Below are 11,843 nucleotides of genomic sequence, written 5' to 3'. Positions count from 1 at the left end.
AACTTCCTCTGTTCTGAGCAGACATAACGATACTTTTAACTACAGCGTAATAATGAACAAAAGGAGTAGCAATTACGAAGCAATCTTAAATTCCATACAATCCATCATTAATAATGAAATTGATACCAGAACAAAATGGCCCAATGTGGACTTGTTTAATGATTGATTGAACCTCCATCAAATAGGCAACTATAGTACTTTAGTTCTAGACGCAAAAAGTTTCAAGTGTGGTAAAATCTACCAATCATTGAAAAGCCGTGAACAGAATAGCAGCCTCCACTTGAAATTAGTATTTTTCAATTTCCAAAATCATTTCCTTTGCCACAATAGCGGAAGAGGGAAGAAACATCGTTGTTACAATTCGCTCATCAACTACCACATCATGTTTGTCGTTGAGATCTCTTTTGTTTTGAAACATAGCTCCATTAGCACGTAGTTGATCCTCTAGCATAATGGGCAACAAGGTTCCTTCTTTGGCCCAGCTTTTGGTCACTTCCGTCGAATTTGGAAATCCGGTAACCTTTTTATCCTTGACCATATATTCGCCACTACTAAGTTTAACATTGGCCAAAGCACCTGGGCCATGTCCGCAACCTCCCACTACTCCACCATTTTCATAGATTTGGGCAATGATGGGCAACAAATTCTCGTTGTTGGCAACATCAAACAGGGGTCCATAACCTCCTCCAATAAAAACCGCTTGATAATTTTTGAAGTTCACTTCATCAGGTGTCAATGAACTTTCAACTTTGTCCTTAAAATTCTCATATTTAATTGTGTAGCTACTTATTCCCATAGGGTCCATGGAAAAAGGTACGTTTCCACCTGTAGGTGAAACAAAATCAACTTCATAGCCATGTGACACAAAAATGTGATATGGGGGCGCTACTTCCCATAGGTTGTTTCCTGCAAAATGCTTTTCAGGGTCTCCCATGTCTTCCATGTTTGATACTATCATCAAAATTTTTCCCTTTTCGCCTTTAGTATCCTTACACGCAATAAAAAGTAGCATTATTACAATTGCCAAAAATGTTCTTTTCATATTTATTAATTTAAGGTTTATACTTGTTTATTGTTTCAATTTGTGTTCTGTGTGAAATCCATTCGGTTTAATGAAATAATAAGAACTCAGGCAACCATACGTTTGATTCTGATATCATTTTGCCCTATTGAATTATGTTTATTTGTTTTTTCGTTTCAGCTTACGGACCTCCTCTAACAAGTCATCTTCTTGCCCTTGCTTATACTTTTTGGAAACTTCGACCCCAAGTAAATAGGTGTCCACAGCTTTGTCTCTTTGATTTGTGTTCTCATACAATTTTGCCAAATAAGTCAGTAGCCCAATATATTCCGGGTATTCTTTTGAAGCACTTTCAAGAACGGTTATAGCACCTAGTTCGTTGCCATTGTCTACCAATAAAGAGACAAGACTAAAATAGTCTTCAGCAGGTCTGCGGGCATTCTTACCGTACCGTTTTTTTAACCATTTTTCCGATTCTAAAAATGCCGTATCACTATAATTATCAATCAAGCCTTCACTGATTTTCATATCCGAAAACAAGAATCTGAGACCATTGTAATTCAAAAGCATTCTGGAAGCCATATGGCCTTCATCCCCCACTTGCTCGTGCTTCCATCTAAAATTGGCAGGCCTATGCTGCTCTACCACATCAATATACCTTTTAAGCTCCTGACGCATTCCCCAGCCGTCCCCTCCACCAATTCCGAAGTAGGCTGTCTTATCCAGGGTATTGGTTAGTTTAAAAAATGATTTTGCTTTTTCGGTCATTTCTTCTTTGTTCCACCATAGTGCAGGAGCTGCGACAATAAATGCATTAAAAAGATCCGGGCGTTCCATAAGGGTATATATGCTGAACAGACCTCCCAGCGAATGACCTTCCAATATTCGATAAGGATGAGTTCTATAATGACTATCTATAAAAGGAATCAACTCTTCTTGAAAAAAATCAAGAAATCTTGGTGCTCCTCCGCTCTGCGGGATACCGGCATTTCCACTACTACCGTGTAAATTCTTACCTGCATTGGAAGGGGTTAAGTCCCTATTTCTGTCCAAACTCTCTATGGCCACTATAATTAGTGGAGGTATCAATCCAGATTCCGTCAACATCTCTACCGTTCCAACCGTATGTTTAATATTGGCAAGACCATCCAATACGTAAAGTACGGGGTAAGTGGCATGGGTTTCCTTGTACCCAAAGGGTAATGAAATTATAAAGGGCCGTTCTTCTTGTAAAATTGTTGATTTTAAAAAGTGTTGGGTACCCAATCCTAATAATTGTCCATTTTCGGTTTTTTCAATTGTATGCGCTACCTGTCCAAATGAAGAACAGAAGCAAGATAACACCATGATTAAGCGTATCAATTGTTTTGTAGATATCGATTTCATAATGGTAAGTTTTTTAAATTCTTATATGACTTTGTAGTTCCCCTAACTACCATATAGAGGGTTAGTCCCAATTCACCCAGGGCGGCTGCAATACCTACGAATAAAGCCGTATAACCTTCATACCCCGGAACATTAAAATTCCCAAAAGACTCTATGAGATACCCTGCTGCTGCGCCCAAAAACAACCCTCCGAACACCTTTGGAAACACATTGGACTTGTAAATAAGTATGGCAAACAAAAGACAGTGTATCCCAAAAAAGCTTCCTGCAATGAGATAACCGTACTGATGCGCTTCCAAAAAAGAAAAACTTATTTGTTGTATTTGCTCGGTACTGAATGGATTGAATTGGTCTTCGGTTTTCAGCACCTTCAAAGCCATGTAATGATTTAATAAATTTAAACTTCCGATGGCCGGATGTGCGATTAGTCGGAATGAGGAAGACAATATGGCCAGGGTATTGTTAAAGGGTTTAAAGATTTTATACAAAAGCACGGCTATTACCGCATCCAATAGAAATGCAATCAAGTCCGCCGTAAGCCCCAACTGAAATAGTCCTTTATTACTAAATATATTATTTGCTGTTTCTGTAGGGTTCTCAGGTACAATAAGGATTCCCCTAACGTACCCCTGCGCAAACCCTGCACATATTATAACTAGTAGATATAAAAATCCTGTGAAACGTATTTCTTGGATACTTGATAATTCCCTTACAGTTTTGATCACTTCTAAACGTATTTTGTTCAAAAGCAAATTTCATGACTATCACTTTCCTTTTTTTGACATTTAGTTCCAAAGTTTTGATATTTCGGGACAACGCAAGGTTCTATATCTCCTTTCTATATGAGTTTGGTGAAATCCCTGTCCATCTTTTAAAGGCCCTATTAAAAGCACTCTGTTCAGAAAATCCAGTTAAAAACGCTATTTCACCAATAGACTGATTTGTGTTGGAAAGTAAATGCACAGCTGTCTCCTCCTGTTTCTTTTGAATGAGTTTTCTAAACGAAAGATTTCTTTCCGAAAGTCTTCGCTTAAGCGTTCTCGCACTCATACCCAAATAGGCACTCACTTGTTCCAAACTGGGTATACCACTAGAAATGGACTGTTCAAGCAATTGATTGATTTCTTGTCTTAGAATGTCTACTTCAAGCTTTAGTTTGGATTTTTCTTCCTCCATTCTTTCCACAAGGAACTTATGGATAAATTTATCCGCCTTAATGGTGGAATATTGAAGTTCTTCTGTATTATACGTCACAGCATTTTCCGATGCATTAAATACAACCGGACAATTGAAATGTTCAGAAAAATACAATTCATTAGAAAACTTGTGCTTAAAACTTACCTGTATGGGTTGTATCAATCTTCCGCTCACTTCTTTTAAAACTCCGTTTAACATTACAAATGAAGCTTCGTTGGCTGTTTTTATCCCATTCCGGTACACATCCCGATGTAATATTAATCTTGTTTCCAAAGGACCTTCTTGTAGCTCAATGCTACCATCATTGGTGACCAAGACCATATACCGTTTTACATTACGAAGAACATCCACCGCCCTAAGACAAGTTTTCCAAGAAAGACCTAGCGTACCATAATCATTTGAATCAAGTTGTTTTCCCTGTCTTAATCCAAAACCCGGAGATAGATGCTTTTCTGCCGTTTCATATACCTCGAGTAATAATTCCATTGGTATATGAACAGCCGCCGTCGTACCAGGCTCTAAAGAGGCTACGAAATCCTTGTTCAGACCTTCTTTTTGTGCTAGGGCAATAGCTTTTTTATAGATGCTAGCAGAAACAAATGCCATTTGCCGTTAATTATTCCAATTCCTCAATATATGCTTTATGGTTTAAAATTTCTGATGTACAGTTCAAAATCACGTAAATCAACGGCAAAAAATGGCGAAAATTCGTTCTAACCTAAAGTTTTTAGTAGTTCTTCAGCTTGTTCCTTTAAAAGATTCTTAGAAATCAATTCATTTGCAATTTGTACGGCTCTTTTCTTATTATTCAGGGAAATATGGGTTTTGGCCAATAACAGTTGCAGGTTTTCATTAAAAAAATAAGGTGTCGTTAACTCAACCAATGCTACACCTTGTTTTAGTCCTTCAATATTTTCTGTTGACGCTAGGATTTTATAATAGCCATAAGCAGCAATTAAAGGCAAATCATAGTTGACCTCATTTTCTGCAAGTTCATTTTCGGCCCATTTAATGGTATAATTTTTATTCAAAAGGTCTTGTATCAAATAGGCACTCCTTTCATCATTATAGAGTTCTCGGTCAACGGGTACTAGGCCTAAGGAGGTTACCACGGCCTCTGCGGAGCGTGTGGTTGAAAAGGGATTCTGCCCCGTAACGAACTTACCGGAAACTACTACTTTTGATAACATAAAATCGGTTTGCTTAAAAATCGCTCCCCTTTCAATCAATTTTGTTTCCAGACCAAATGGGAATTCCTTAACCCATTTTTTCCCGAAAAGCTCCTCTTCGATATTGCAAAAACTTGTAATCTCAACATCTTTTATAATATAATCACCGTCGCTTTTAATATTTACAAAGGCGGCCGGCCCATGACAAACAGAAGAAATAACCGTATTATTCCTCTCATATAAATTCAATACTATGTCTTGCAATGAAGGGTCAAATGGCAAATCAAACATGGCCCCTTTACCGCCTACAATGTAGATGGCATCATAGTCATCTGCCTTTACATCTGCCGTAGCCTTAGTATTGTCCAACAAGTTTATGGCGTGCTTGTCCTCCAATAGCATTTTGTTATACAGTTTTTCTGTATTGTATTTATCGGGCTCGACCTTTCCTCCTTTCGGACTGGCTACATCTATGGATAGATTATTGTTTTTAAATATTAAATAAGCTTGGGAAAATTCATCAAACTCGTAGCCAGGTCTCATCGACCCCATATCCTTTCCATAGCTACTGACCACCATCAAAACCTTTTTCTGGACATCAATGGTCTGTGACAAAAGAAGGATTGGCATTAATAAAAGGATACTTAAAATTGATTTTTTCATTTTTTGATTGTTTTGAATTAGATATATAACACGAACGGAACTATGTTTTGTTACATCCATAGTTGTACGTTCAATACCAAACTGTAATTGATTTCTTTATGAATTGACCTTCGTCTGAAATTTTTCGAGCTTAAATTGAATCTCCTTTTTAAAATCTTGATTTGTAATTTCTGCAGCATTAAAATTATCGTAAAATGAAGGCAACGAAAAGGTATCCGTAATGCTAGCACCCATATAAGGGAAGTAGGAACTTGCCGCTTGTAATACGGTTGCTCCGCCTCTTCCACCAGGGGAAGTGGCCATTAACAACATGGGTTTTTCTCGCCAAACCTTTGCGTTAACTCTGGACAACCAGTCTAGGGTATTTTTGAATACTGCTGCATAGGAGCCGTTATGTTCCGCCAAGGATATCATAAATCCATCGGCAGTATCAAACAATCGGTCCAATCTCTTGACCGCTGTAGGTATCCCGTTCTCGGCTTCAAAATCAACACCATAGATAGGTAGGATGTAATCATTTAAGTCAATAGGAATGATTTCTATATTTTCCATTAGTTCCGAGGAATAGCGGAGTAAACTTTTATTAATGGATTTTTGACTATTGCTTCCCGTAATTGTGAGTATTTTTTTCATGATTATTATTTTTTAGAGATTAATGCATCTATTGACCATTTTCCACTGCCGTTCAAAAAGATGGTCAAGGCCAGACCGATTACCAGAAGGGAATATTCATACCCCTCACCTGCTTGGTTCCCAAACCAATTCATAAAAAAACCATGTTCTAACTGCGTCGTGTAAATGATGCCTATAAACATTCCAGCAAGTGATAGAGCCCAAAATCTACTGAGGAACCCTAGAATAAGTGAAATGGATCCAAAAAATTCGATCATGATTATCGAAAAGGCCACAAAACTTGGTAATCCCATTTGCGTGGTGAAAACATCCATGGTTGCGGAGTAACCATTGCCTCCGAATAGTCCAAGGAGTTTTTGGGCTCCATGCGGAAATATGACCAAGCCAAGCGTTAATCGTGCAATGCTAAACCCTATATTTGGATGTGTGGCTAAAAGTGTTTTTACTAAATTTTTCATAATGTTTGGATTAAAAATTGTTTATAAAGTTTTTCGGTAATACACACCGAGAGATGATTTTTCTATTGGGTCAGGCCCATATTGGTCAAAGTCTACTCCAACTCCAAATTGGTGACTTTTGAATGATACTCCTAAACGCAATTGCTGAAAACTTCTTGAATGCGTTTTAAACTTGTCCCAGACGGTTAAAAACTGTCCATTTAACCAAAGGGATACGTTATCATTTAAAGGCGTGTTAAGTTGAAACTGTGCAAAGGTCTCAGCATAGCTAGCATTCTTTTGATTGGAATGAGCAACTGTAGGAATAATTACTAATAATCCTCTTGAACTTTTTAGTGTGAACTTTGCAGACAAACGTTCAGAATACCCAGCAAAACTGTTGTAATATAAAGATGGACCAATGGCTATATGCTTATTAAGATTCCAGAATAAAGTGGGCTGTACACCTGCCTCATCAAAGCCTTGGTTTTCTTCATCTCTAAATTTCTGAAAGAACGCAAGGGTAGCAATGTTTAGCGTATTTTTTTTGTTAACGGAATAACTTGAATACAGCGTAAAATCGGTTTTATCAAAACCAGAAAAGAGTTCGACTTGTGTAAATTGTGCTTGCAAATAGTTTGCAAAACCAATTGTTAAAAACGAAGTAATGATTATTGTTTTTTCCATGTCTCAAAATTCCAAAAGGAACACATGAAAAAAAATGAACTAGTTTAAGACTTTTACATTCTGTTGACTTTGGAAATAATTTTACTCATAAATTCTGGAGTAATTCCGATATAGCCCGCTAGATCCTTTTGGGTAACTCTATGGACAATATTCGGGTATTTTTTTTTGAAGGCGAGATAGCGCTCCTCTGCGGTTAGGGATATGCCATGATTGGAACGCCTGATATAGCTTATAAGTGATCTTTGATAGAGTATACGATAAAACCGCTCAAATTTCGGAATTTCTTGAAAAAGTAAATCATAGTTGGTCCTAGAGATACCCAATAGTTCCGAATCTTCGGTTGCTTTTATGAAATAATGGGTTGGTACTTTGGTCATAAAGCTAGCCATGTCACCTGTCCAATAATCTTCAACAGCAAACATAGATATATGCGGTGCACCATCTTCATCCAAAGTATAAACCTTTAAACAGCCTTTCGTTATAAAATATTCATAAGTAGTAATATCACCTGCCTGCATTAAAAAGGCCTTCTTTTTTACTTTTATTTCGGTAAGCAAAGAAATGTACTTCTGTTTTTCAAGCTCGGTTAAGTCAATAAACCTGCTGACATTTTCAATAATCAGTTGATGTGAATATTCCAGTTTCAAGATAATTTTTTATACTATCTTTAAAATTAAGTATTTGCCTCTTGTCCTTAAAAATCTTTACTCACTTTTTTGCTCGCATTAACACATCCAATTATTATAGGCTACTATTTTGGTTTATAAAATTTTTAAACTATTGATAAATAATTGATTAGTATGCTAAATCGAAATGTTCGAATCCGAGTTCCCCGACGACTCAAATGTTAAAGCTCTTTGCGCAAAGTCCTTTGAATAGTATAGTATGGAAACAGGACACGTAATAGGACACGTTCGGTATGAATTTTGTATTGTTTTTGACTGTTTTAGCCTAAAGTCCATAAACACAAAACCCTGATAATCAATTGCTTATCAGGGTTAAAATGTTAACAAAATGTTAAAAGTCGGGGTGGCAGGATTCGAACCTGAGAACTCCAGCTCCCATCTCAATTTTATTCAAAAAACATTTAATTATTGCAATACACCCAAACAACAGCAAATAAAATAATGTATTACCGTAAATTTTAGAATACTTATTAAAAAAAGTACTCTATTGGTATTCTTGAAGAAACAAAAGAATATTAAGCCTCTATTCTGTTTGACCATTGTTTGACCAAAATAAAAAAGCCGACTTATAAAAAGTCAGCTTTTCCCTTTGTACAGGCGGAGAGACTCGAACTCTCACACCTTGCGGCACTAGATCCTAAGTCTGGTATATCTTGCACCAATGAAACACAAATTAACTCATTTTCAATGATTTATATGTTTCCTCATTTTATTTAAAGTCATATAATATCAGTTAATATCAACATTTGTTGTACCTATGTTGTACCCAAAAGTTCTAATAAAGTCGTATCTTTAAAGTGAATTTTTGGCAAAATGTTGTACCTGATTTGACTTTCGTACTCAAAACAGGATTACAATGTCTACAAGTGCAAAAATAATACTTCGCAAAAAACCTAACGCAAAGGGACTCTATCCGCTTGCCGTTAGGATAACCAAAGACCGCCGTTCAACCTACAAACATATAGGCCATTATATTGAATTAGAGGATTGGGACACAAAAAATCTCAAGGTCAAGAAATCACATCCAAATGCAGAAAGTTTAAACAATCTTTTAACCTCAAAACTTTCAGAAGCGAGAAAAGGTTTGATTGTTTTACAGACCAATAATAAGGATGCAACTGCACGTCAAATTAAGAAGGAAATTTACAAACCAACTTCCAAGCTCACTTTCTTCGATTTTGCGGACGAACATCTTGAAGCTCTTGAAGCGGAAAAGAAAATCAACCGTCATTCTACGGATTCTGCTTGGCTCAGTTATATTGAGAAGTACTGTAAAGCTCGTCATTTAACTTTTCAAGAAGTGGATGAACGCTTTCTTAAAAAGTTCAAAATCTATCTAAAAGGGACTTGCTCTATTTCCGAAACATCCGCAATGAATGTAATGGTCTTAATACGATTACTGTTTAATCGTGCTATTAAGGATAAGGTAGTAAGTAAAGAGCTATATCCGTTTGGCACAGGTAAATTTAAAATCAAGTTTCCTGAAACTACTAAAACAGGACTAACTGGAAAAGAAATACAAGCCCTTGAGAATGTTGATGACCTTACGGATATGGAAAAGCATTCTTTGAATGTTTGGCTGTTTAGTTTCTACTTTGCAGGTATGCGAGTTTCTGACGTACTTTTTACAAGGTGGTCACAAATTTATGATGGTAGGTTGCATTACAGAATGGGTAAGAATTCAAAATTACTATCCTTAAAAATTCCTGAAAAAGTAGAAAAAATCTTGCTTCAATATGTTTCAGACAGAAGAAATGATGATGATTTTGTGTTTCCTGAAATGAAGAAAGCCGATTTAACCGATGCTAAGGATATCTACAGAAAAAAGAAAGTCGCAAATAAAAAATTCAACGACCATTTAAAGAAAATTGCTAAGAGAGCTGGCATCCAGAAAAAGGTTACAATGCATATTGCCCGTCATTCCTTTGGCAATATTGCCGCGGACAATATTCATCCTCTAATGCTTCAAAAGTTATATCGTCATACTGACCTTAAAACTACTATTAACTATCAAGCCAATTTCATCCACAAAGACGCAGATGATGCGCTGGATAGTGTGGTCAATTTTTAGTTTAAAAACTAAATTTTTATTCATATCCATCCATTAAATAATGGTTTCCTGCAAAATTAAATTTCTGTTAATCCCAATAAAAACTGTTAAATTTTTGTAATTTTGCAACGATGAAACAGGTTTTTCATAAAATATTGTCTATTTCGATGGCCTTTGTAGTGATGTTCTCTACTATGTCATTTACTGTGGATATGCATTATTGTGGGGACAATTTGGTCGATTTCAGTTTATTCTCAAAAGCTGAAGGTTGTGGTATGGAAAAAGCGCAACCTGCCAAAACTTGTGAGAATCCTAAAATGACTGAGAAATCTTGTTGTACTGACCAACAAATTGTAAAGGAAGGCAAAGACGACCTTAAAATATCTTTTGACACACTTTCATTCGAGCAGCAAACGTTCATCGCTGCATTTACATACTCTTATATAAATTTATTTGAAGGAACCAAATCTGAAGAAGTTCCTTTTGAAGATTACCCGCGACCCTTTGTCAAACGGGATGTGCAAGTGCTGCACCAGACTTTTTTAATTTGATTATTAGATTTTTTGAATGAAGCCCAACAGCTACGCTGTAGTGGGCTAAAACTCGTGTTTGTCATTTTTTGCAGCACGTAATTCCAATTATCTAATAATCAAAATGCTATGCTAAATAAGAGCATTAAATTTCTCATAGAAAACAAACTTGTTGCCGTTCTACTACTTGCCCTATTTGTGGGTTGGGGCGTGGTCAATGCGCCTTTTAATTGGGAAACTGGCTTTCTGCCCACAGACCCAGTTGCAGTAGATGCCATACCTGACATTGGCGAGAACCAACAAATTGTTTTTACAAAGTGGCAAGGTCGCTCGCCGCAGGATATTGAAGACCAAATCACATATCCGCTTACCACTTCCCTTTTGGGTATTCCAGGCGTAAAAACCATTCGTAGTTCTTCTATGTTTGGGTTTTCCAGCATCTACATCATTTTTGAAGAAGATATCGAGTTCTACTGGTCGCGCAGTCGCATACTCGAAAAACTGAACTCACTTCCTGCAAACCTTTTGCCCGATGGTGTCAATCCATCTCTTGGGCCAGATGCCACAGGACTCGGGCAGATATTTTGGTACACGCTGGAAGGTCGCGATAAAGACGGCAAGGTAACAGGCGGTTGGGATTTACAGGAATTGCGTAGCATTCAGGATTATTATGTAAAGTACGGTTTATCATCTGCAAGCGGTGTTTCTGAAGTAGCTTCCATAGGTGGCTATGTTCAGGAATATCAAGTGGATATCGACCCAGAAAAAATGCGCCAATACAATGTGAGTATGGGCGATGTGGTCAAAGCTGTAAAGCAGAGCAATCAAGACATAGGCGCACAAACCCTCGAAATCAATCAAGCGGAATATCTCGTGCGCGGATTGGGCTACGTCAAGTCCATAGCAGATATCGAAGATGCTGTAGTAAATTCAGAAAACTTTACTTCCATCCGCATTAAAGACGTAGCAAACGTTCATTTGGGACCTGCTGCCAGACGTGGCATTCTCGATAAGGAAGGTGCCGAAGTTGTAGGTGGTGTTGTAGTCGCTCGCTATGGCGCAAATCCGTTGGAAGTTATTAATAATGTCAAGGCTCAAATCGCTGAAATTAGTTCTGGACTTCCCACAAAAATTTTATCAGATGGTCGCACCTCACAAGTAACCATCGTGCCATTTTACGACCGTACCGAACTCATACAAGAAACGCTGGGCACGCTCAACGAAGCTTTGACTTTGGAAATCTTGATTACCATTTTAGTTATTATCATTATGGTGTTCAATCTACGTGCATCCATCCTTATTTCAGGATTATTGCCCGTAGCTGTTTTGATGGTTTTTATCACGATGAAGCTCTTTAATGTAGATGCAAACATCGTCGCACTTT

12 protein-coding genes are annotated in these 11,843 nt (G+C 37.2%); 3 read left to right on the top strand and 9 right to left on the bottom strand.

Annotated features, from left to right (window positions below):
* Positions 1 to 286: 286 nt before the first annotated feature.
* From PP181_RS17420 to PP181_RS17380, 9 genes are all read right to left on the bottom strand, one after another.
* Positions 287 to 1,042 (bottom strand): type 1 glutamine amidotransferase domain-containing protein, encoded by a 756-nt coding sequence (locus tag PP181_RS17420; RefSeq protein ID WP_272638034.1) that lies wholly within the window; start codon positions 1,040 to 1,042, stop codon positions 287 to 289.
* Positions 1,043 to 1,180: 138 nt separating this feature from the next.
* Complete coding sequence (locus tag PP181_RS17415; RefSeq protein ID WP_272638033.1) at positions 1,181 to 2,407, bottom strand: alpha/beta hydrolase-fold protein; 1,227 nt, start codon at positions 2,405 to 2,407, stop codon at positions 1,181 to 1,183.
* Positions 2,404 to 3,132 (bottom strand): DUF4386 domain-containing protein, encoded by a 729-nt coding sequence (locus tag PP181_RS17410; RefSeq protein ID WP_272638032.1) that lies wholly within the window; start codon positions 3,130 to 3,132, stop codon positions 2,404 to 2,406. The genes PP181_RS17415 and PP181_RS17410 overlap by 4 nt, the downstream gene beginning before the upstream one ends.
* 100 nt (positions 3,133 to 3,232) lie before the next feature.
* Complete coding sequence (locus tag PP181_RS17405; protein ID WP_272638031.1) at positions 3,233 to 4,210, bottom strand: AraC family transcriptional regulator; 978 nt, start codon at positions 4,208 to 4,210, stop codon at positions 3,233 to 3,235.
* Between the two features lie 107 nt (positions 4,211 to 4,317).
* On the bottom strand, positions 4,318 to 5,436 hold the full coding sequence (locus tag PP181_RS17400) for a type 1 glutamine amidotransferase domain-containing protein (RefSeq protein WP_272638030.1): 1,119 nt from the start codon (positions 5,434 to 5,436) through the stop codon (positions 4,318 to 4,320).
* A gap of 96 nt (positions 5,437 to 5,532) precedes the next feature.
* Complete coding sequence (locus PP181_RS17395) at positions 5,533 to 6,069, bottom strand: NADPH-dependent FMN reductase (RefSeq protein WP_272638029.1); 537 nt, start codon at positions 6,067 to 6,069, stop codon at positions 5,533 to 5,535.
* A 5-nt stretch (positions 6,070 to 6,074) separates the two neighbouring features.
* Complete coding sequence (locus PP181_RS17390; RefSeq protein WP_272638028.1) at positions 6,075 to 6,527, bottom strand: DoxX family protein; 453 nt, start codon at positions 6,525 to 6,527, stop codon at positions 6,075 to 6,077.
* 21 nt (positions 6,528 to 6,548) lie between these two features.
* Entirely contained in the window at positions 6,549 to 7,193 is a 645-nt protein-coding gene (locus PP181_RS17385) for a hypothetical protein (RefSeq protein WP_272638027.1), read from the bottom strand.
* Between the two features lie 53 nt (positions 7,194 to 7,246).
* The gene (locus PP181_RS17380) at positions 7,247 to 7,840 is read right to left on the bottom strand and encodes a Crp/Fnr family transcriptional regulator (protein WP_272638026.1); all 594 of its coding nucleotides are present in this window, start codon (positions 7,838 to 7,840) and stop codon (positions 7,247 to 7,249) included.
* Between the two features lie 895 nt (positions 7,841 to 8,735).
* On the opposite strand from PP181_RS17380, the gene PP181_RS17375 reads away from it, so the two are divergent.
* The 3 genes from PP181_RS17375 to PP181_RS17365 form a co-directional block, all read left to right on the top strand.
* Positions 8,736 to 9,950: a site-specific integrase gene (locus PP181_RS17375; RefSeq protein WP_272638025.1), complete on the top strand. Its 1,215-nt coding sequence runs from the start codon at positions 8,736 to 8,738 to the stop codon at positions 9,948 to 9,950.
* 110 nt (positions 9,951 to 10,060) lie between these two features.
* Positions 10,061 to 10,480 carry an HYC_CC_PP family protein gene (locus PP181_RS17370; protein ID WP_272638024.1) on the top strand — a complete coding sequence of 140 codons (420 nt, stop codon included), beginning with the start codon at positions 10,061 to 10,063 and terminating at the stop codon, positions 10,478 to 10,480.
* Between the two features lie 108 nt (positions 10,481 to 10,588).
* Positions 10,589 to 11,843, top strand: a 1,255-nt coding sequence (locus PP181_RS17365) for an efflux RND transporter permease subunit (RefSeq protein WP_272638023.1), incomplete at its 3' end; no start/stop codon positions are given.

This window comes from Maribacter sp. PR66 (assembly GCF_028464205.1).
In the GTDB taxonomy this organism is placed as follows: domain Bacteria; phylum Bacteroidota; class Bacteroidia; order Flavobacteriales; family Flavobacteriaceae; genus Maribacter; species Maribacter flavus.
The sequence above is the reverse complement of the archived record's forward strand: the minus strand, read 5'-3'. Positions and strand labels throughout refer to the sequence as shown.

Bases quoted from the DNA above. Each gene is read 5' to 3' on its own strand.
- PP181_RS17395 (WP_272638029.1), bottom strand. From the start codon at position 6,069: ATGAAAAAAATACTCACAATTACGGGAAGCAATAGTCAAAAATCCATT.
- PP181_RS17390 (WP_272638028.1), bottom strand. From the start codon at position 6,527: ATGAAAAATTTAGTAAAAACACTTTTAGCCACACATCCAAATATAGGG.
- PP181_RS17385 (WP_272638027.1), bottom strand. From the start codon at position 7,193: ATGGAAAAAACAATAATCATTACTTCGTTTTTAACAATTGGTTTTGCA.
- PP181_RS17415 (WP_272638033.1), bottom strand. From the start codon at position 2,407: ATGAAATCGATATCTACAAAACAATTGATACGCTTAATCATGGTGTTA.
- PP181_RS17420 (WP_272638034.1), bottom strand. From the start codon at position 1,042: ATGAAAAGAACATTTTTGGCAATTGTAATAATGCTACTTTTTATTGCG.
- PP181_RS17400 (WP_272638030.1), bottom strand. From the start codon at position 5,436: ATGAAAAAATCAATTTTAAGTATCCTTTTATTAATGCCAATCCTTCTT.
- PP181_RS17375 (WP_272638025.1), top strand. From the start codon at position 8,736: ATGTCTACAAGTGCAAAAATAATACTTCGCAAAAAACCTAACGCAAAG.
- PP181_RS17370 (WP_272638024.1), top strand. From the start codon at position 10,061: ATGAAACAGGTTTTTCATAAAATATTGTCTATTTCGATGGCCTTTGTA.
- PP181_RS17405 (WP_272638031.1), bottom strand. From the start codon at position 4,210: ATGGCATTTGTTTCTGCTAGCATCTATAAAAAAGCTATTGCCCTAGCA.